This is a genomic window from Leptospiraceae bacterium (assembly GCA_016708435.1).
Taxonomy (GTDB): domain Bacteria; phylum Spirochaetota; class Leptospiria; order Leptospirales; family Leptospiraceae; genus UBA2033.
Genome location: JADJFV010000032.1, coordinates 120,098 through 140,924, shown reverse-complemented (window position 1 = coordinate 140,924; position 20,827 = coordinate 120,098). Strand labels below are relative to the sequence as shown.

Below are 20,827 nucleotides of genomic sequence, written 5' to 3'. Positions count from 1 at the left end.
ACACAGATAAAAGAACGATAGAAAATACGATAAAAAATGTTACGGATTCAATCAAATCGTCTCCGTTATCAGTGTGCATCGGTGGTAATCTTTGAAATGATTGGCTAAAATATATAATTCTCCGGAAAGAGTCTTTCGGAGAGTTGCACTTCTCTGTCGAGTAATTTTTGAATTTCGTCACGGAGTCTAGTCGTGAGATTTTCAACGGTTCCTTTTTTGTCTTTCTTGTAAGCTCCATAGTATTCTGAAATCTTAAACGCTGGCGCAAAATGCACGTATGCCTTTTGTGGGCGTTGAATTGTGTAGCCAATGAGTTCGCTTTCAAATCGATAGATCCATTCGTAAATTCTTTCAGCTGATGGAAGACTTGTCAGATAGTCTGTCTTAATCGAAATAAAATCATAGGCACGCTGACAATACTTGCGTCCCCATTTTGCTTTGTTCAGAGAAGGGAGTTCTCCCTTGGGATCCGGAACTCCTACAAATACCATTTCAAATGTAGATAGAATTTTTCTGAGTTTATCAATGGCATGGTCTTCTTTGTTGTATTTTTTTAATCCGACAGTATCTGCTACAGTGTCGAGGATACGATGTCTTAGCCGACCAATGCGGTAATCGAAAGTTTGCTTTTCGTCAGGGGCAATCGCAAATTGTTTTTCCGCGCGCTCTACTAGGCGTTTGCCGATAGAAAGAAGCCTATGCACAATGTCTTTGCCCTGTTTGGAAATACCTAAACGCTTTTCCATAATCGCAAGAGATTTGTCTACATCACGACGAATTTCTTCTTTAGTTCCATTCAATCTATATTTTACAAAAGCCGGTAATACTGTTATGTCAGCAGAAGAATCCAACTTAATAGCATCTTCGTATCCCCAAAATCCAAGTTGTGAGACTCCAGCTTGAAACGGGAGTAAATTGTCATTCTCCGCTCCAGTTGGTTCACCTTCGGGGAATAATACAAGTTTGCCACCGGGTTTCGAAAGAATTGCTCTTGTAGTTTTTAATGATTCTCTATCCGAAGCTCCGGCTATGACAGAAAAACCTCCCATATTTCGAATTAGATTTCCGACGGCGCCGTTGCCCCAATCAAATACTTCGCGAGAAGCCATATAATGAAATCGGGAATACATATAATTTCCAACCAGATAGGAAATCGGAGGCTCTTTGGTCGAAGGGTGATTGGAAATGTAAATTAATCGCTCGTCTTTGAATTTCTTAAGCATTTCCTTATCATGCTCAGTAATAACAATTTCATCGACGTTGTTGATACCTTTCATAAGGGTTTTAAGCGCACTATCCATAAACCACATAAGAGGGTAATTGTGTATTGGGGGAATAAATGATTCGGTTGACATAAAGCAAGCCTACAGAATTTATCATATAGAACAAGAAATTTTTAATAATAAGTTGGATTTGATTTATCTAATTTACCATTGAACAATTATGGGAATCAGATTGTCATTCCCGAGTTTTTTTGTCGGGAATCTCAACTTCAACAGATCCCCGACTTCGCTTGGCGGTCGTGTGAGCAAAGCGAAAGGGTGGAATTTCGGGGATGACAGTTGAATTGCTATTTCCCCAATTCAATAATTACATTTACAGAAGGTTAAGCATGGCATTAATTGAAGAGTTTGAAAAGCAGGGTGCATTTTTATTTCGTTGGAGGTCTTATGTGCCTTCGGTGATTTTGGTTTTATCTTTTTTCTTTATTCCGTTTTATCGTTATCCGAATAGCGATTACAATCAACATTTGATTTATTTAGGTGTTTGTTTTTTGGTGAGTCTATTTGGACTTTTTATTCGTTGTTTTACAATCGGTTATGCGCCTGAAAAAACTTCCGGTCGTAATACCACAAAGCAAGTAGCAGAGACTGTAAACCAAACCGGAATCTATTCTCTCATACGTCACCCGCTATACGTAGGAAATTTTTTCATGTTTGCAGGAATTGCACTGCTCACAAAAAGTCTTTCTTTTGTTTTGATTTTCTTTTTTATCTATTGGTTTTATTACGAGAGAATCATGTTCACTGAAGAACAATTCCTTCGCGGTAAGTTTGCTGCCAAATACTTACAGTGGGCAAATCGCACTCCTGCACTGATTCCTAGATTTTCGGAATATAAAAAACCAGAAGTGAGTTTTTCCGTTCGTAATATTTTAAAACGCGAGTATCCGAGTCTATTTGGCATTATCCTCATGTTTGTTCTCTACGATATTATGATTGTATACTTCAACGAGCCTGCTTTATTCGAACAAGGCTTTCCTGGATTTCTAAAACCAATTCAGATATACGCTGCTATATCTGGAATTGTATTTTATGTTGTCGTTAGAATTATTGTGAAGTTTACTAAGTTGTTACATGTAGAGGGGCGTTAACGGAATACACTCCGTAGCCCTTGCAGGCTACGGAGGAAGGTATTGCGCCCCTTTGGGGCTATTGTATTAAGTTTACTTTTAGTGATATGGATTTTTTCAAAATCATTTTAGTCTTTTGCTTTTCCATTCACTGTAATCAACCAACAAAAGAACCTATAACTCTAACCCAACCAAACAAAGTCAAATATGTATTTGCCGCAGCAGGGCTTAGGCTTAGAGAAGCACCTGATTTAAAATCCAAGAATATTATTGCGCTTCCATATGGATCAGAAGTTGAGATACTTCGCAAAACCGGAATTGCACTTTCTCTAGATGCTTATACTTCTGGTGAATGGGCGGAAGTCAAGTGGAAGGATAAGACCGGTTATGCGTTTGATGGGTATTTTCTGGATAAGAGAGAGTTTGCGCGGTTTGATAAGGTGTTTCAGTTTGTTAAGAGGAAATTGTCCGAAAAACAAAAAGAATATGGTTTCTCATATAAATATCAAATTGATAAAAACTGGGATACGTCCCGAATTCAATTTAATCAAAAGAAATCAAATTCTAGATTTACTGTTTATACATTTATGCCCGAAAAATATTCAGATAGAGACCATTGTAATTTCTATATGTCTTCAACTTGTATAAACATTATTTTAGATGATAAGGATAATATCGTTTTTACTGATTTAGATATTGATCAAATCGGAACAATGGATTATATGGATGAAGAAATTGTAAGATTTGGATATGATGGAGGGGAAGGCGATAATTGTAGTCAAGGGGGAGTTGACATATCTTTTATTTATGTTTTTAAATCTAAAACTTTTATAAAAAGGGAAATTAGCGTGGGTAGCGTATGCGATGACGAATCTTGCGATCATTCAGGTTCTAATTCGCATTGTAAAAAATGGAAGGATTTTAGAAAGGAAACGTATTCAGTGTCTGAGCCGACTGCAAAAATAAAAGAATACTTCAAAAGAACAAAAGAATCAGAGAAGAAGTAAAACATTGATTTTGAAAATAAAAATACTATTCAAAAAAATAGTGATTTTATCATTATCTAATAATGGCAAAACTCAATAAATTAAAACCTGATAATCAGGCAGAGGACGATCACACTACATTCTTAGAGGATTTGATTGGAAGGATTCTAAAGTATGCGACGTATATGAAAAATAAGTTGAATCCTAAAGGTTTCGACGAAATAAAAAGAGTTGATTTGTATGGTGGCACTCATTACAATAAAGTTACCGAAGAGAATATTCCTACGCCGCATGTGCATGAGAGTAATATTCCAGGAGAGATAAGAAATGCAAACGATAACGAAATCCCCAAAAGAAATAAAAGACTCAACTCTGAATAATGTTGACTGGCTTTCTAGTTGGTATAGGAAAGAATGCAACGGGGACTGGGAGCATACATACGGTATTTCCATTCAGACTCTCGATAATCCTGGATGGAGTGTTCGAATTGATTTGCTTGATACAAGTTTTGAAAATTTGGAAATGCTTCCTGATTCAAAAGAAATTTCTGAATCCGATTGGTATGCAATAAAAATAAAGGATAAAAAATTCCAAGCAGCAGGGGATCCGACTAAACTTGATTTTCTACTTGGAAAATTTCGTGAACTTGTCTTGAAATAAAAATCCCTTTTTCAAAGCTCCAATATCTCAAAGAGTATCATCGTGATATTATCTTTCCCGCCGTTGTGAAGAGAGAGTTGATTTAGTTTTAAGGCTCTCTCGTCTTGATTTTCGCAAGAGAAGAATAATTCTGTTAGCTCCTCTACACTCATACTCTCCCAGAGACCATCTGTGCAAATAAAAAACTGGTCTCCTTCTTTGATAGCAATTTCTTTCATTGCAATGACTGGATGATTCTGTGAATAATCACCAATAATCGCTGAGGTCAAAAGATTTTTATTTGGATGAGTCCTCATTTCTTCTTCATCAATTAAACCGGAATTATACATAGCTTGGACAACGGAGTGATCTATTGTTAGCCGCTCAAGATACATTTTTTGCACGCGGTAAACACGGCTGTCTCCGCAATTAAATATAATTCCTTTTTTGTCCTTTAGAAGCATTCCAGAAACGGTAGTGCCTAAACCATACGAGCGAGTTTCGCTGGCTATTGTGTTTAGAATATTTTTAGATTTTAGAAGAATCTTTTTGATTGTGCGTGCGTTGTAGATTTTCATAAAGTTATCCCGCACAAAAGAAAGCACACTGCGACTAGCAAGCTCTCCTCCGAGATGACCGCCCATTCCATCTGCAACGCATAGAATTACTTTTTTAGATTCTAAGATTTTATTTTCAGGCTCCTCCATATTTTTTTCATACACAATCTCATCTTGGACAAGGAGGCTGTCTTCGTTCTTAATCCTAAAATTCCCGTAGTTTGTTATATAACTGGCTTTTATTATCATTTTGTGTGTTGTTTTTATCCGAGGTCGGACAAAGATTCAGAAGATTATAAATTTAATAAAAGCATGTCAAGAAATTTTTAACATATTGGTTTCTTTTGAAAAATAAATTGCAAAGAGCTATTTCTGCCTTAAACCTGATGCAATAGCCTGATTCATTTTTCTCCTTGAAATTTTAACTAGAACTAGGGACTTTAAAATCAGTATGAAACCTCTTTTTTTAACCGTTTTCCTCTTTCTAATCCAATGTGCGAGCACAAATCGCAATGTATATGCAAATCTTGCCGAAGAGCTTTCTAGCAGCAATGAAAGCAAGACTGTTGCTGTTCTACCCTTTGAGGCAAATTCTAAGGAAATCAATCCTACGCTTGCTGTAGAGCGATTGACACATGAGCTAGTCAAATTAAAAAACTACCAAATCATTGAGCGAAGTAAAATTGATCGCGTTTTAAAAGAGCAATCAATGACTCAAACAGGAATTACCTCAAAAGACGACTCCATGAGAATCGGGAAGCTAGTTTCTGCTGAGGGAGTTGTTGTAGGAACTGTGATTCGAGAAGGTCAATACACAACGATCCTCGCAAGAATTGTAGATACCGAAACAGGAAAGATCTGGAGTTCAAGCAAGGTGTCCTATTTGACAGAGGGCGTTTCTAATGCGAAGCCAATTTCGTCTATCGCAAAACCTGATTCGGATTTAAAACCAATTGAATCCCAGGAAAGACCCAAAGGAGAAGTAAAAGACTTACAACTGATTCGAAGCGGAAACTTTGGTCGTTTCATTGGACTCTTAAAAAATACAGGCTCGGTAGCGTTCTCCGGGAACAAACTCTTTATTAACCTCAAAGACAAAAAGAATTCTTTTCTAGATACAATTCAATGCTTTACGGATAAACCTGTTTATCCACAGGAGGAAGTTTCGTTTAATTGTATTCTCGCCAATTTCCCATCTGAATATGGAAGTCATGAAATCTTTTTTGAGCCGGAATCTAGATTCTATGGAAACTTTACTCCTTTTAAAATCGTCTCCGAAAAGTTCAAAGAGGAATCAAGCGGCTTAGAAGGATTTTCCTTAACAGGCATTCTAAAAAATGATACTGAGTATAATATCACTTACCCTAAGATTGTATTGAGTCTATTTGATCAAAACAAAAAGTTCGTTGGCTCAGCTATTGGCTTTGGCAATCAATCCAAGCTTGCTCCTGGTGAGTCAACTTCATTTAAAGTCAGCGCTTACTCCTATAGTATGGGAGGAAAGGCTAAGAGCTATAAGGTGCAAACTCATGCCTTGATTGCAGCGACAGTGCAGTAGGTGATTGTATAAATATTGGAAGGAAGGCATCATCCCTTCACTCTCCTTCGTATCAAAGATACATCAAATACACTTCAAGTATACTATCAAAGATAATAAAAAACGATTTTTCATTATCTTTGATAGTATCCCTAATATTAATGCTGACAGTATATTATTATTATCCGCACCAGAAAGCAAACTCCAACTCATGTTTATGTTGAATAATGGAACCCATGGACAAAAATAAAAACGCGAAATGAGTCCAAACCTAAAGACAAACTCTATCGTATCTTTTATCGGTGTTCAGTCCCCCTTCGCTCCAAGTATTCGCGACCTACGCCTTCGCATGTCCATCTGTGGTAATCTTTTAAATGTCTCACTTCTTATGAAAAAGGTTGCACTCTATGGCAAAATGCAAATCGAAAAAATACCCATATTTTATGCTTGACAGTTGAGCCATAATTTTCACGCTGTAGGTGCCTTTTTAAGGAGAAGTAGATGAGTAAACCATTGATTATACAGAGTGATAAGACCCTTTTGCTAGAGGTCGATAATGCTGAATTTGAAGAATGTAGAGCAATTATTTCCCGCTTTGCAGAGTTAGAAAAAAGTCCAGAATATTTACATACATATAGAATTTCCCCCTTGTCTTTGTGGAATGCGGCGTCTTCTGCGATGTCTGCTGATTTAATTATTGAAGGAATGGAAAAATATGCACGTTATTCGATTCCGAAAAACGTTGTAAATGAAATTCGCGAGCAGATTAGCCGTTACGGCAAAGTAAAATTAGTAAAAGAAGAAAGCGGCGAGTTAGTTATTATCTCCAACGAAAAAGGTTTCTTACAAGAAATCGCAAACCATAGAGCAGTGCAACCTTTCATCCAAGAGCGACTTGGCAACGATAAGATCGTAGTCAAAAAAGAATACCGTGGTCATATCAAGCAAGCCTTGATTAAAATTGGATTTCCTGTTGAGGATTTAGCAGGATATGATGAAGGAAACAAATACGGATTCAACCTACGCCCTGTTACCCGCGATGGTAGAAAATTTGGTATGCGCGATTACCAACGTGCTTCTATCGAAGTGTTTCATGCAGGCGGAAGAAATGAAGGCGGCTCCGGAGTAGTAGTATTACCCTGCGGTGCGGGAAAGACTATTGTTGGAATGGGTGTAATGCAAATCATTGGAGCAGAGACTTTAATTCTTGTAACCAATACACTTTCTATTCGTCAGTGGAAAAATGAAATCCTGGATAAGACTGATATACCCGAATCTGACATCGGCGAATACTCCGGCGAAACAAAAGAAATCAAACCAATTACAATTGCGACTTACAACATTTTGACGCACCGTAAGAGGAAGGGATCTGACTTCACTCACTTTCATATCTTCAGTGCAAACAACTGGGGACTGATTGTATATGATGAGGTGCATTTACTTCCTGCTCCCGTATTTCGTATGACGTCTGAATTACAGGCAAAACGTCGCCTGGGGCTAACGGCTACACTTGTAAGAGAAGATGGACTAGAAGAAGATGTATTTAGTTTAATTGGTCCAAAGAAGTATGATGTTCCATGGAAAGAATTAGAAAATAAATCCTGGATTGCAGAAGCGAAATGTGTTGAGATTCGTGTGCCAATGGATGAAGATTTACGTTTGCGTTATTCTATTTCCGATGACCGCGAAAAATTCCGATTAGCCTCTGAGAATCCAGAAAAGATGACAGCGATTCAATTGATTCTTGAGCGTTATAAAGAATCTCATATTCTAATCATTGGTCAATACATTAACCAATTAGAAACCATTGCGGAAAGATTTAAAATTCCTCTCATTACCGGTAAAACTCCGTTAGGTGAAAGACAGGAGCTTTACACAGCGTTTAGGTCTGGTGCAATTAAGTCGCTTGTAGTAAGTAAGGTAGCTAACTTTTCCATTGACTTACCGGATGCTAATATTGCAGTTCAGGTATCCGGAACGTTTGGTTCTAGACAAGAAGAGGCACAGCGGCTAGGTCGTATTTTGCGTCCGAAACAGGGAAATAATACCGCGACTTTCTTTTCTTTGATTTCGCGTGATACAAGTGAAGAAAGATTTGGACAAAACCGCCAGTTGTTTTTAACAGAGCAGGGCTATGAGTATGAAATCTATACCCTCGATCAGTTTCAAGAAACGGGACTTTTGAGTGAAACAGATCGCTTTCCGGCAAAAGCAATTTCAGAGCCTGTAATAAGCGGGGTTTAACAAGAAATTGAGTTTCGTTTTCTATCGGGGAATCTCAGTTTCTTGAGAGCCCCCCGATAAAAGAACTTGGTGGTGATAACTTAGTTCGTCATCTTTAAACGCAAGTGCTTTGTAATAGTCTTGTTCTCGTTAAGACATCGGACACCAATAAAAGAAGAGTTACAAATAACTTGCAGATAAAAACCATATCGTATCTTTTATCGTTGCTTTCGGTGTCCATAGGTGGTAATCTTTTTAATGTATGCTTCTACTATGAGAGGCATAGGAGATACTAAAATTATGAATCCATGGAAAGTATTTATTGTGTTTTTATTTTCTAGTTCACTCATTGCAGATAGTATTCAGTTTAGTGATGGGAATATATTAGAAGATGTTAAAATTCGAGTCAGGAAAGATATTGTAGAAATCATTTATCAAAATGGAAAGACCGAGATTAAAAACAAATCCGATCTTAAGAATGCAAAAATTAAATTCACTGCTATCGCATGGCAGATCAAACCAGTAAACGACAATCATAATCTAAAAGAGAATCGACAAGCTAGAATTGCAAGGGAATTAGCCGCTTTAGAACAACAGCGAGAGGTAAACTTTGCCTTGCCCCAAAAAGTAAATGAAGAAAGAAGAAGGCATGATTCTCTTATGAAAGAAAGAGTTCGCCTTCAATTCACAGAGGGATTTGTTTCTTATGCAGGTGGGCAATCCATCTATACAGAAATAATGGAAAAGGCAGGGAATCGCTATTATGTAAGAAATATTTTAGGATTAATATATTTTACCGCAAAAGACTTTGGAGAAGAGATCGTCATTGAAACAGATAAAGGAAAAGAAAAAGTTGATATTTCAAAGATGGTCGCAGTGAAAGAAGAAAAATTCGTAAACGGCTTTATATACTTAGCCAGTGGAGAGAAGTTCCGAGGGAAAATTCTAAAAAATCTAGGTGATCAAGTTGTATTAGAAACATCCAAAGGAGAAGTAAAATTATCCGCTAGTGAAATTCTTTTTCCTGGTTTACCGAAAGTAATTACACCGGAAACTAAATTGAATTTTAAGGAAGGAGAGTCCGGTTCTTTTTTATTTAACAATGGAGAAACGGTATCTGGTAAATTAATAAAAATTTCGAAGACTGTTCTCTTGATTGAGACTGCTTATGGAACCATAGAAATGGATCTTGAAAATCTAATTTCTGCCACAAAGGAGCCTACTGTAAAATGAAATCAAATCGGTGGCAAATTATAATTATACTCTCTGTTCTTCTTAGTTTCAATCAGTTATTTGCGCAGGAATTAACCAAAGAAGAAATAGCTGCACAAGCCAATGCGAAAGTATTAAGTCTGAATTTAAGTGGCAAGAAAGATATATCCGTTATTTTACCAACCTTGCATACGTATGTGAATTTACAAAGTTTAGATTTGAGTGGGTCTTTTATACAAAATGAAGATTTGGTATTGATTCATAATCCAAAGCTTAGTTTTCTAAGTGTAGCCAATACAATTATCAACAGTGATGGAATTGCTTATATTGGAAAATTTCCACAACTCCGTAGTCTAAATATGGAAGGAACTTTTATCAATGATTCAGCTCTTCTATTGATTGCAAAATTGAATAATCTAGAGAGACTCGATATTGGCAGAACCAATGTAACGGATAACGGCATTAAGTCCCTGAAAAATTCTAGAATTTCTCGACTTGATTTAACTTCTCTAAAGATTACTGATGAAGGTATGAAAACAATTGGCACAATGGAAAATCTGCGCGAACTTCATTTGTGGAACACTAAGATTGCGGCAGTAGATCTAAATAGCTTTCAGAACTTAAAAAGATTAACTGTGTTAACGTTAGCCGGCACAGAGATTGGAAATGAAGGAGTTCGATATATTACTAAATTGCCTGGCTTAAAGTCTTTGAATTTATCCTGGACAAAAATCACAGACCTTGCCTTAGAATCTTTTCGCGGAAATCAAACGATAGAAGTTTTAAGTCTGAGCGGAACAAAGATTACTCAAAAAGGTATTAGCTATCTAAGTAAAATGAAGAATTTAAAGATCTTAGTTTTGGAAGATGTGCTTATAAACGATGAATACGAAGATTCATTGGCGGAATTTCCACGGCTAAAGGTTGTTTATCTGAGTAAAGTATCCTATAGCGAAAAGGCTTTGAAGTCTCTTGTAAAAAGAATCCCCTGGGTTGCTGTTTACTACGAAGGTGTCTTGCAATTTTCAGAGGATTAGAATCTAGAGGCTACACCAAATATGCCCCCATCCGGTGCGGGAAATGCATAGAATACAGTTTTGATTCCCTTGGTTTCTGTTTTATAGAGTGCTCCAAGATTTCCTTCACTGCTCAGAAGATAATACGAAAGGGCTCCGTTTAATACAGACACCGCAACAAAGCTAGCTAAATATCTTTTTTTCTCATTTAGATATTCTACTTCTGTCATCAATTTGCCTTCTACGATACGATCACTATTATTGTTGTAAAGAATGCTTCTTGCATTGACGTATGTCGTCAGTGCTTGGCTGTACGTGTAAAAATCATTGATCGGATTATTAGTGGGGTTTTTCGGGATTATCCCCATCTGCTCCCCTACGATTGTGGGTGCTACAAAAACATTATAATACAGTGCCATAGGATTTTTCATTTCGATTGAGTTTAAAAATCCAGGTCTTGATGAATTAAATTGAAATTGAAGTAAGTGATAAAAGTAATTTAAACTCAGCATTGCTAGTGGGATTCCAAACTCGGGATGCTCTTTGGATTGATACATTGGGGAATATCCGGGAATGAAACTCATAAACGCTAATCCCAATTTTCCAATTTTTTTATCTTCGGGTGGTCTTACAATTGTATCCTTTGAGCCCGGACGTTCCATTTCTAGTATATCTGTTTTTCGAACTGTAAATGTGCCTTTGTTCGTTTGAATGACAATGACCTTTTCCGAGTCTTCCAAAATCTTTCCTTCCAAAATCTGACCACTCGTTAAACGGACGGATTCGGCAAACAGGGAATTATAAAAAGATAAATTAATAATGAGAAATAGAATAATTTGAAATTTCGTTTTGATGGATGTATTTACAGTATGCATGACATATCAATAAATGAAATGGGAAAGAATCGTCAATATATAATTAGGTAATCCTAATGTATACTTCGAAAAATTTTATTTTGAGTGACAATTCCATTCTATTCGATTTAATGGAATCATAAAAGACGTTAGTCTTTTACTAATCTCAATCTGACTCAGTAGCGTTAAATCATCAGTATGCGACATCTTTTTTTATTCAATACCGAGATGAACAGAGTAAGGATTGAGTCCTATATTTTAATTATTGGAGACAAGAGATAATGTGTATGAATTTTTTTCGAGTATCTTTGTTAATTATTAGTATCATTATAAATGGAGGTTGTTCCGCGTTCATTATAAAACATGTTGATTCTAGCGGCAAGAGTCAAACCTATATCACAGATACGATTTTTGTTGGAACGGGAACGTTTCTGGATTGTTTTATTTCTCCCTTTCATTGGGCTTCCGGAATTTTTTATAAGCAACCTTATATCCATGTGCAAGGAGGGAGTCTATCTTATCCAACGTTTGGAGCTTCCGGTTGTTTTGGGAGTAGTTATAATCATGGCAATGGTGCGTTAGGTGCTTTTGGAATTTTGAATTTGGGATATTTCAAAGAGAATCCATCGAATGCAATTTTTTTTACAGACACAGAATCTAAAGAGCGCGCAATCATTGGCGGTAATTTTGAAACAACGCGGGTAACAAAGAGCATTAATTTTAAAACAAAGTAGCTTAGGGATAAAGGAGAAAATTATGGAAAGTGCAGGACATAAAAAAGTGAAATTGGTAAGCTTGGTGATAGGAATCAATCTTCTCTTTTTGCCGCTAGTAAATTGCAAAAAGGAAGAAGGAAAAGTTGCGGATACTGTGAGTAAACCGACACTCTCCGGTGTTGTTCTATTCGTAGTTGGAGATGTGCAAAGTGGAACAAAGAAGATAAAAACAGGTGATGTTATTTTGGAAAATGAATCTGTTAAAACAGGTAAGAATTCGGCTTGTGATCTTCAAATCAAAGATTCAGATGCTGGCATCGTTATGCGTATGAAATCAGAATCGAGCTTCCAATTAAAGACGATTGCGGTTAATGGCAAACAAGTTCCAAGCACTGTAGTTAGCATTGGAACAGCGATGGTGAATGTTTCTGGCAAACTAAAAAGCGGAGAGAATTTTCAAGTTGTAACACCTACACAAACTGCTGGTGTTCGAGGAACAAAGTTTGAAGTAAATGTATCAAAGGATGGTTCTACAACACTTTCCGTAACAGAGGGTAAGGTCGCCTCTAGAGTGAGAATTCCAGAAGCAGAAGAGCTTCCTATTGAAGTGCAAGAAAAAAGTCTAACGATTAGCACTATCAATAAAAAAATCGAAGCGCAAGAGCAAATCATTGAAGCCGGTCAAAAAACATCTGTGACAAAAACACAAACAGATAAAATCTTAAAAGAAACAGGACTCGGTGAATCAATCAAGCAAATCAATCTTAACCTCCAATCAAAACTTAGCAATGAAGAAGTTCAAAAAGCTGTTGCGACCATTGACAAAGATAATCAAGTTGCAGGAAAAGAAAATCCTGTAATCGAAAAGTCTTTAAAGGACAATGGAACTTTGAAAGTAGAGAATACGAAGAATGGCGAAGTAGAAACAAAGCTTAAAGAATACGCCGAGTTGATTGCGATTGAAAAACAAAAACTCGAATCTGGAAATTCCGTAACAGTAGCAGGAGCAGTAAAGGAAAGAAATGCAAAGAGCGAAGATGCACTTCTTAAAAGAATCGAGCAAATAACCGGTAAGAGTTTACAGACCTTAATCTTAAAGTCTGGAAAGAAAGTCAAAGGGGTAATATTTCTTGAGAGTAATCTGTATTATGTTCTAACAACAGATGGTCAGGAAACATACAAAGAAGAAGAAGTAGATTCAATCGAATTGTAGTCTAAAAAGAAAACTCAGTAAAGGGGTAATTCGAAATTACCCCTTTAAACGCTCTTACTATAAATCTAAAACTAATCCTTCTCTAGCAAGAATAATATCAAGAGGACTACCTTCTAGATAGGTCTTGTGTAACTTAGCATCTTCGTAGATTTCATAGATTTTTTTATCATTGTAAGCGGGCTCATGATGCGTCATAACTAAAGTCTTAATGTTCCAAATGGTAGCACAATTCACTGCCATTGTGTAGGAAGTATGCCCCCAATCAAACTTAGCAAAAGATTCATCTAGTGTGTATTGACAATCTAAAACAAGCATGTCCGCTCCATTGAAGAAGGGTGCCATAGAACGAATTAAATCCATATCATCCCCAGTGAACTCAGCATCCGTAGCAAAGATGAAAGTTTTACCGTTTTCAGTAAACTTATATGCGTAAGAGCCACCGGGATGTTTTAGTGGGTAGAAGTCTATAGTCATCGTGTCGTATGTAATAGGCTCGCCACGTTGTATTGTGCGAAATTTTTTTGTTGAAGCAGTTCCATGAAACGGCATTGGGAAAAATTCCTTTACCTGCTGTTGGATGAGTCTTGCTTCTAGGTCATTGTACGGAGAATGAAAATTGATTTGATTTCCTGGGATATAGACAGGTTTAAAAAAGGGCAAACCCTGGATATGATCCCAATGAGTGTGGGTGAAAAAAAGTTCTAAAACTCCTTTTCCTTTACCAAATTCAGTGCGAATGAGTTCGTCACCCAAATTTCTTGCCCCCGTTCCACAATCCACCATGAATACCTTGCCTGCATCCGATGTGACAGATATACAAGTAGTATCCCCACCGCTGGTGTATTTTAGATATTCTGGTAGTGTATCAAAAAAGTTGTTCACTTCTTCTTGAGATTTAATTTGCTTAGCCGCGAATAACCCAAGAATCTCTAATACTTTTTCTTGGTAAGCACTATTACTGAGCGGTGAGGCTATTGAGCCTCTTGTTCCATAAAGTTTTATTTTCACGTTAGTCGTTCTTATTAAATTTTATAGTAAACCACTATAAATACCAATTTAGTTTTTACAAGTTATATATGCTTCAAACCTATGGTATCTATGGGAAATTCTCGCAACTATGAAATGAGGTTGGGACCTACTTGGACACCAGCCGTCAAATTTCTTATCATCAGCAACACTGTAATTTTTTTATTGCAGGCTTTTACCGACCATTTCTTCAATGCAAAAATCTTGGAAGGTATATTTGCACTGAATCCAAATATGGTCAACCATTTCTACATCTTTCAGTTAATTTCTTACAGTTTTTTGCACGGAGGCTTTTGGCATATTCTCTTTAACATGCTAAATCTCTGGTTCTTTGGCTGTGAAATTGAAGCGCTCTGGGGAAAAAAGAACTTTTATATTCTCTATTTTTTTTCCGCTTTTATGGGTGGGTTCGTAACTTGGCTCGTTCATAATCTGGGAATTAATCAGCATAGCGTAGTCGGAGCTTCAGGAGGAGTATTAGGAGTCATGGTAGTTTTTGCACTTCTATGGCCTAATCGTGAAGTTTTATTTTGGGGAATTTTTCCTATCAAAATGAAATTTCTTATCCCCTTATTAATGGTTATGATGATGTTCAATGGTGATACGCATATTGCTCATATGGCGCATCTCGGTGGGCTTATCGGGGGAGTAATCTTTTTCTTTGCAAAGACAAAATACAAATATGATTTTAATTTTTCCATTAGCCGCTATTTGCAAAAACAAAAAATGAAACGATATCAGGAAGAAATGTATCGAAGACAAAATGCTAAGGAAACAGTGGATGAACTCTTAGATAAAATTTCAAAGAAAGGAATGAAATCACTTTCTAGAAAAGAAAAACAATTCCTAAAAGATGCGTCTACTAAATACTACGCCGAGTGAATTCATTTTTTTTCTTTGACCAGCTATCACGCTATAGCCCCTATTTCAATCTAGCATTGGAAGAGGCTATTGCGATTAACTTACTTGACTTTGGTTACAGCGGAGCGCTTCGATTCTGGACAAATCACAATACAGTCGTGCTTGGAATTTCAGATAGTGTAGCGAAAAATATTCCTTCAGAAACGATTGATTCTTTTAAGGAAAGATTTCCAAGTCTACAAAAGACTAGAAAGTTTCAGGAAGACTCTCTCTACATCACAAGACGTGCTTCCGGTGGAGGAACAGTCTTTCATGATGAAGCGTTTAATCTTAATTATTCGCTTTTCGCATCAACCAAAGAAAAAAAAGAATTATACCCCGTGAAAGATTCTTATGTGATCTTACTTGGACTTCTCACAAAAGCACTTGCCCGACAAGGCATAAGCGCTGACTCAGCCGGCAAATCAGATATAGCCGTTGAAAGTGCTGGAGTTCTGAAAAAGATTTCGGGCAATGCTCAGTTTCGAAAGAGAGACTGCATTGTGCAGCATGGAACAATGATTTTGGATACAAAGATAATCGATCGTGTGTTGCAAAATCTATCCCATCCACCGGAAGAACCTGAATACAGAAAGAACCGAAAGCATTCTGATTTTTTAACTTCTCTTCCGAGGGACTTTTCCATATCCCAATTTAAGCTAGACTTGCATAAAATTTTTCTGGAGTATTTGGAAAATAATTTTACCCCGAGCGATAGTAAGGTGGATGGAGTAAGCGATAGAAAGTTTTTACGACAGGTTTTTAGAGATGCAAAAAGGCTTATGTCAGAAAAATATGCAAATATAGAATTTATTTTTAGTAAACCTTGAAGGAAACAGAAATGTATTTAGAAAAACAAGACCCAGATGTATTTGCGGCACTCAAACACGAAGACAAGAGGCAAGAAGAATCTCTTGAAATGATCGCTTCCGAAAACTTTGTATCCCAAGCAGTTCTAGAAGCCTACCATTCAACACTTACAAATAAATACGCAGAAGGCTATCCGGGAAAAAGATATTATAACGGTTGTGAAAATGCAGACCGAGTAGAAGAGCTAGCAATCGAGCGAGCAAAGAAAATGTTTAATGCAGAGTATGTCAATGTACAACCACATTCCGGCGCTCAAGCTAATATGGCAGTATTTCTTGCTGCATTAAGTGCAGGCGATACATTTATGGGAATGAATTTAGCCCATGGCGGTCACCTAACGCATGGTTCCGCAGTCAATTTTAGTGGAAGAAATTACCATGTAGTTCCTTACGGAGTTACCAAAGATACAAACAGAATTGATTATGATGAAGTAAATCGTCTTGCTAAAGAGCATAAACCAAAACTTATAGTAGTGGGTGCTTCTGCGTATCCGCGCGAAATAGATTTTGCAAAATTTGCAGAAATCGCAAAATCAGTCGGAGCAAAGATCATGGCGGATATCGCACATATCTCTGGTCTTGTGGTTACTGGTCATCATCCTACACCGGTAGGAGTTTGTGATTATGTAACGACTACTACTCATAAGACGCTCAGAGGACCACGCGGTGGATTAATCATATCCTCTAGCGAGCACGAAAAGATTTTAAATTCTCGTGTATTTCCAGGAGTGCAGGGTGGACCTTTAATGCATGTGATTGCTGCAAAGGCAGTAGCATTTGGAGAAGCATTAAAACCAGAATTCAAAACTTATATCCAAAACGTAGTGGATAATGCGCGTATACTCGCAGAAGTATTTGTGAAGAGAGGCTTTAGAGTCATCAGTGGTGGAACGGATAATCATCTTATGCTTGTGGATGTTTCCGTAAAAGGATTAACCGGACTAGATGCAGCGAATGAGCTAGACAAAGTAGGAGTCACAGTAAACAAAAATGGAATTCCATTTGATGAAAAACCTCCAGCGGTTACTTCCGGTATCCGCTTAGGTTCACCTGCTCTTACAACACGCGGACTAGGTAAAACCGAATTCGAAAAAGTGGGACATCTCATCTGTGATTTACTCGAAAACATGACAGACGACAAAAAGAAGAAAGAAGTAAAAGCAGGCGTTGCCGAAATCACAAAACAATTCCCAATGGACAAATTCCGCTTGTGATTATCTATTTCTTCATAGATGGCGTCGGCTTTGGCGAGAACGATGTAGAAAAGAATCCTTTCGCTAAATACGCAAAGGGTTTTTTCTTCCCCTTGCTGATTTACCTTTACCGGCTAATAGCAAATTAGCCGAGGGAGTGTATGTAAAAACCGATGCTTCTATGGGAATAAAAGGTTTGCCTCAGAGTGCGACGGGGCAGACTGCTATCTGGACAGGAATTAACGCACCACAAGTTCTACAAAGACATATCAGCGGCTATCCAACATTTACCCTTCGTAAGATTATAGATGAATTTTCCATTCTAAAAGTATTAGACGAGAGAGGAAAAAAAGCGGCAGTTCTAAACTGCTACAGCCCAATCTATTTCGAAAACGTAAAGAAAAAACCAAAGCATGTATCTGCCTCAACGATGATTCAGCAGGCTTCTAAAATTCCATTTCGGGATATGGAAGATTTGCGAAATCACAATGGAGTCTTCATGGATATATCGCATGAATTCTTTCGAGAGTTTGCGAAGAGTTTTCTTCCTCCCGGAGATAGTCTACTCGATCTTCGTGATCCCTATGAAGTAGGAAAGAATGTAGTAAAAATGTCGGATAATTATGATTTGGTGATATTTGAATATTTCCTAACTGATAAGACAGGTCACGATCAAAACTGGGAAATGGCAGAAAGAGTCATACACACAGTAGAGCGGTTTATCGAAGGTATCCACGATGCAATGGATAAAACCAAACACCAACTCATCATCACCTCCGACCATGGAAATCTAGAAAACCTAACAACCACAACTCATACAACAAACCCGGTTCCAACCTATCTCTATGGTAAACACACTGATTCTTTTAAAGATAAAATTTCTGCGTTATGCGATATAGTTCCACTTTTATATGAAAAGCTAGGAGTAGACATTGAACTTAAGTGGGAAGTTTTACCTAACTCCTGAATCTGTATAAGTTGACCGTCATTTCCCTATATTTTACCTCTTCAAGAATCCGCGAATCGAAAGAAGCAGTGCGAAAAAATACGCACCCGCGAATAGATAGAAATTGAGATTGAATTTATAATCGCTTGGGTTAAGGAAATCCACATGAAGAGAAGTTGGGCTTTGGTAGCCGACAAGAAATAAGACTCCCATAATTATTTGTAAGATAAAAATCATTAGCCGCGAGAAGGAAACATTGATTAGCAGCAAAATAAAATTAGCCAATGAGAGGAAGATGAAGATTAAGTTGACTTTGGAAGACACAGATAAAACTTCTGTGACTTCGTTGAATTGAATCTTGTATTCAAACCAGGGTCTTGTCGCAAATACGAGTTGGGAAAATAATACTAGAATAGAAACCTTTTCGAATGAAGATTTTTTTTGCCAGATAGAATAGAGATAGGCTAGAAAACGCAGAAGAACCTTGATCCAGCCTATTGCGGCTATCGGTATAAAAAATAGAAAATCACGAATGTATCTCACTAAAATCATTTTACTTCGACTGTTAACTCTAATTCCACGCAGGCATTTAAAGGAAGAGCGTTTACGCCTATCGCAAATCTAGCATGTTTTCCAGCTTCGCCAAATAGCTCCATCAGTAAATCACTCGCCGCATTTGCCACTAGGTGTTGCTCGAAAAATGCGTTATCCGACGACACGAAGGCTCCTATTTTTACAACCCGTCCTATTTTGTCCAAGTCGCCAATATAGCCTTTGATTGCTGCAAGTGCATTTAGACAGGATTGTTTCATCGCCTCTTTTGCTTGTTCGAGACTGACCTCTGCGCCTGTTCGTCCTGTGTAAAGAAGCTTTCCTTCTTTCATTGGTAATTGACCGGAGGTAAAAACCAAATTTCCGGCTCCGTTGGCTGGAATATAGGAAGCGATTGCCTTTGGAATTGGTGGGAGTTCCAATCCGAGAGATTTTAGTTTTTCTTCGATAGACATTCTGTCAGAATTTGAAAAAATACTTTGTTTACAATAAAAAATTGTTTAATCTAATTTGGCTTTCAGAGTTGCATTGTTTTTGTGACTACCATAGATGTTTTAGATATAATAACCAAACTATTTCTCGCTGCCTTATTCGGAGGACTGATAGGCTTCGAACGGAAAAACCATAAAAAACCCGCAGGACTCAGAACCAATATGCTGATTTGTATTGGTTCTGCACTTGTTATGATTCTTTCTCAACATCTTTCTTATTCTGTTCCCGAATCAGATTTGCTGACCGGCAAGGTGACACAGCGAATAGTTGGGGATCCAGCCAGACTTGCCGCTCAAGTTATCAGTGGAATTGGCTTCTTAGGTGCAGGGGCAATTTTACATAGTCGAACGAATGGAGCAGTCCTAGGACTTACGACGGCTGCCACCATTTGGACTAATGCTGCCATTGGACTTGCGGTCGGTGCAGGGTTTTATATACTTGGGGGAATCAGCACTGCTTTTGTTCTTTTCACACTTTATGTCGTTCGAATGATTGAGACGAGAACGAATGCCACACATCCAAAACCTAGAACGCTACTAATTATCCTTAAAAATGTCAAAAAAATTGCTCAGTTGAAAAAGGAAATTTACAGAAAGGGTATCTTTATTGATTCTGAATCAATTAAAAAAAGAATGGATGAAGTCGAATATCGAGCAGAGATAAATATCTCCCCTTTGATGGAAGAGGCTCTACTCAATCATTTAAGCGAAGACGACAATATACTATCTTTTAATATTACAAGCGTACAATAACGAATGAGTCTATTTAAAATTACAGCCCATCCAAAATTTCCAGAATACTATACATACTGTGAAAAGACGGGCACCTGCTTTTACATTCCTGCTAAGTCACGTAGTTATTCGAACTCGTACTTCATGGATGAATACAAAGCTCAATACAAGAAGACTTATTATGAAGACGAAGCAGCTCTTCGTCAGCTTGCCAAAAGACGTCTGGCAATATTAGAAAGATTTAACACTAAGAAAACTAATCTACTCGAAATCGGCTCTGCGGCTGGATTCTTTTTAGATGAGGCAAAAAAAATCGGCTACAAAGTAAAAGGCATTGAAATATCCCAATCAGAAGTTGCTTATTCTAGAGACAAATTAGGATTAGACGCTGAAAGCATTTCCTTTCTTGATTATACTACTGATGAAAAATTTGACTGTATTGCTGCCTTCTTTGTCCTCGAACATTTTTCCGATCAAGAAAAAGTTCTAACTAAAATTTTCTCTCTTTTGAACGAAGGCGGCTTTGTTTTTCTTGCTCTGCCTTCTCTATACGGACCAACTTTTTCCACGAACACAGACGAATGGTTCAAGACTCATCCAGAAGATCATTTCGCAGATTACTCACCATTATCCCTTAAAAAAGTGTTTCAATACTTTGAGGCTAAAGTTTTATTTTGTGAGCCCATGTCCTTTCATGTTTCTCGAGATAGAGGAATTAGAGGCAGGTTTCCATTTAAACTTTTTTACAATTCTCTCGCCAAACTCACTTCCTACGGGGATACAATCCAAATACTTGCAAAAAGAAGATAACT

At 37.4% G+C, this 20,827-nt stretch carries 21 protein-coding genes and 1 pseudogene; 16 read left to right on the top strand and 6 right to left on the bottom strand.

All coding sequences use genetic code 11. The features are described from left to right. Positions 1–104: 104 nt before the first annotated feature. Positions 105–1,355 (bottom strand): 1-acyl-sn-glycerol-3-phosphate acyltransferase, encoded by a 1,251-nt coding sequence (locus tag IPH52_20615; protein MBK7057404.1) that lies wholly within the window; start codon positions 1,353–1,355, stop codon positions 105–107. A 257-nt stretch (positions 1,356–1,612) separates the two neighbouring features. On the opposite strand from IPH52_20615, the gene lmtA reads away from it, so the two are divergent. The 4 genes from lmtA to IPH52_20595 all read left to right on the top strand — a co-directional run bounded on the left by lmtA (position 1,613) and on the right by IPH52_20595 (position 3,999). Beyond that, a complete protein-coding gene (gene lmtA, locus IPH52_20610; protein MBK7057403.1) occupies positions 1,613–2,374 on the top strand; it encodes a lipid A Kdo2 1-phosphate O-methyltransferase in 762 nt (253 codons plus the stop codon). 86 nt (positions 2,375–2,460) lie between these two features. Further along, the gene (locus IPH52_20605) at positions 2,461–3,360 is read left to right on the top strand and encodes an SH3 domain-containing protein (GenBank protein ID MBK7057402.1); all 900 of its coding nucleotides are present in this window, start codon (positions 2,461–2,463) and stop codon (positions 3,358–3,360) included. 62 nt (positions 3,361–3,422) lie between these two features. Next, positions 3,423–3,719, top strand: a complete 297-nt coding sequence (locus tag IPH52_20600; GenBank protein MBK7057401.1) for a hypothetical protein — start codon at positions 3,423–3,425, stop codon at positions 3,717–3,719. Continuing rightward, entirely contained in the window at positions 3,712–3,999 is a 288-nt protein-coding gene (locus IPH52_20595) for an immunity 53 family protein (protein ID MBK7057400.1), read from the top strand. Before IPH52_20600 ends, IPH52_20595 begins: the two co-directional genes overlap by 8 nt. Before the next feature lie 11 nt (positions 4,000–4,010). On the opposite strand, the gene IPH52_20590 is transcribed toward IPH52_20595, so the two are convergent. Further along, positions 4,011–4,784, bottom strand: a complete 774-nt coding sequence (locus IPH52_20590; GenBank protein MBK7057399.1) for a serine/threonine-protein phosphatase — start codon at positions 4,782–4,784, stop codon at positions 4,011–4,013. A gap of 202 nt (positions 4,785–4,986) precedes the next feature. Between IPH52_20590 and IPH52_20585 the strand changes: the two genes are divergently transcribed. From IPH52_20585 to IPH52_20570, 4 genes are all read left to right on the top strand, one after another. Continuing rightward, the gene (locus tag IPH52_20585) at positions 4,987–6,093 is read left to right on the top strand and encodes a hypothetical protein (protein MBK7057398.1); all 1,107 of its coding nucleotides are present in this window, start codon (positions 4,987–4,989) and stop codon (positions 6,091–6,093) included. 480 nt (positions 6,094–6,573) lie between these two features. Then, complete coding sequence (locus IPH52_20580; GenBank protein MBK7057397.1) at positions 6,574–8,316, top strand: DEAD/DEAH box helicase; 1,743 nt, start codon at positions 6,574–6,576, stop codon at positions 8,314–8,316. A gap of 279 nt (positions 8,317–8,595) precedes the next feature. Next, a complete protein-coding gene (locus tag IPH52_20575; protein ID MBK7057396.1) occupies positions 8,596–9,528 on the top strand; it encodes a hypothetical protein in 933 nt (310 codons plus the stop codon). After that, positions 9,525–10,544 carry a hypothetical protein gene (locus IPH52_20570; protein ID MBK7057395.1) on the top strand — a complete coding sequence of 340 codons (1,020 nt, stop codon included), beginning with the start codon at positions 9,525–9,527 and terminating at the stop codon, positions 10,542–10,544. Before IPH52_20575 ends, IPH52_20570 begins: the two co-directional genes overlap by 4 nt. Here IPH52_20570 and IPH52_20565 read toward each other — a convergent pair. Beyond that, on the bottom strand, positions 10,541–11,398 hold the full coding sequence (locus tag IPH52_20565) for a hypothetical protein (protein ID MBK7057394.1): 858 nt from the start codon (positions 11,396–11,398) through the stop codon (positions 10,541–10,543). The two genes, IPH52_20570 and IPH52_20565, sit on opposite strands and share 4 nt — an antisense overlap. Positions 11,399–11,664: 266 nt before the next feature. Here IPH52_20565 and IPH52_20560 point away from each other — a divergent pair, with 266 nt between their 5' ends. Continuing rightward, complete coding sequence (locus IPH52_20560) at positions 11,665–12,111, top strand: hypothetical protein (protein MBK7057393.1); 447 nt, start codon at positions 11,665–11,667, stop codon at positions 12,109–12,111. Between the two features lie 22 nt (positions 12,112–12,133). After that, positions 12,134–13,306, top strand: a complete 1,173-nt coding sequence (locus IPH52_20555; protein MBK7057392.1) for a FecR domain-containing protein — start codon at positions 12,134–12,136, stop codon at positions 13,304–13,306. Between the two features lie 57 nt (positions 13,307–13,363). On the opposite strand, the gene IPH52_20550 is transcribed toward IPH52_20555, so the two are convergent. After that, a complete protein-coding gene (locus tag IPH52_20550) occupies positions 13,364–14,308 on the bottom strand; it encodes an MBL fold metallo-hydrolase (GenBank protein MBK7057391.1) in 945 nt (314 codons plus the stop codon). A gap of 120 nt (positions 14,309–14,428) precedes the next feature. Between IPH52_20550 and IPH52_20545 the strand changes: the two genes are divergently transcribed. The 4 genes and pseudogenes from IPH52_20545 (at position 14,429) to IPH52_20530 (ending at position 18,261) form a co-directional block, all read left to right on the top strand. Further along, positions 14,429–15,214: a rhomboid family intramembrane serine protease gene (locus IPH52_20545; GenBank protein MBK7057390.1), complete on the top strand. Its 786-nt coding sequence runs from the start codon at positions 14,429–14,431 to the stop codon at positions 15,212–15,214. Beyond that, the gene (locus IPH52_20540) at positions 15,211–16,062 is read left to right on the top strand and encodes a lipoate--protein ligase family protein (GenBank protein ID MBK7057389.1); all 852 of its coding nucleotides are present in this window, start codon (positions 15,211–15,213) and stop codon (positions 16,060–16,062) included. Before IPH52_20545 ends, IPH52_20540 begins: the two co-directional genes overlap by 4 nt. 11 nt (positions 16,063–16,073) lie before the next feature. After that, the gene (locus tag IPH52_20535; GenBank protein MBK7057388.1) at positions 16,074–17,315 is read left to right on the top strand and encodes a serine hydroxymethyltransferase; all 1,242 of its coding nucleotides are present in this window, start codon (positions 16,074–16,076) and stop codon (positions 17,313–17,315) included. Next, positions 17,312–18,261, top strand: a pseudogene (locus tag IPH52_20530) (alkaline phosphatase family protein). The gene IPH52_20535 and the pseudogene IPH52_20530 overlap by 4 nt, the downstream one beginning before the upstream one ends. A gap of 33 nt (positions 18,262–18,294) precedes the next feature. Here the strand turns inward: IPH52_20530 and IPH52_20525 are convergent. Continuing rightward, positions 18,295–18,792 (bottom strand): hypothetical protein, encoded by a 498-nt coding sequence (locus IPH52_20525; protein MBK7057387.1) that lies wholly within the window; start codon positions 18,790–18,792, stop codon positions 18,295–18,297. Beyond that, positions 18,789–19,247, bottom strand: a complete 459-nt coding sequence (locus IPH52_20520; GenBank protein MBK7057386.1) for a RidA family protein — start codon at positions 19,245–19,247, stop codon at positions 18,789–18,791. Before IPH52_20520 ends, IPH52_20525 begins: the two co-directional genes overlap by 4 nt. Positions 19,248–19,319: 72 nt before the next feature. Here IPH52_20520 and IPH52_20515 point away from each other — a divergent pair, with 72 nt between their 5' ends. Further along, entirely contained in the window at positions 19,320–20,036 is a 717-nt protein-coding gene (locus IPH52_20515; GenBank protein MBK7057385.1) for an MgtC/SapB family protein, read from the top strand. Between the two features lie 3 nt (positions 20,037–20,039). Beyond that, positions 20,040–20,825 (top strand): class I SAM-dependent methyltransferase, encoded by a 786-nt coding sequence (locus IPH52_20510; protein MBK7057384.1) that lies wholly within the window; start codon positions 20,040–20,042, stop codon positions 20,823–20,825. The last annotated feature ends 2 nt before the right edge of the window (positions 20,826–20,827 follow it).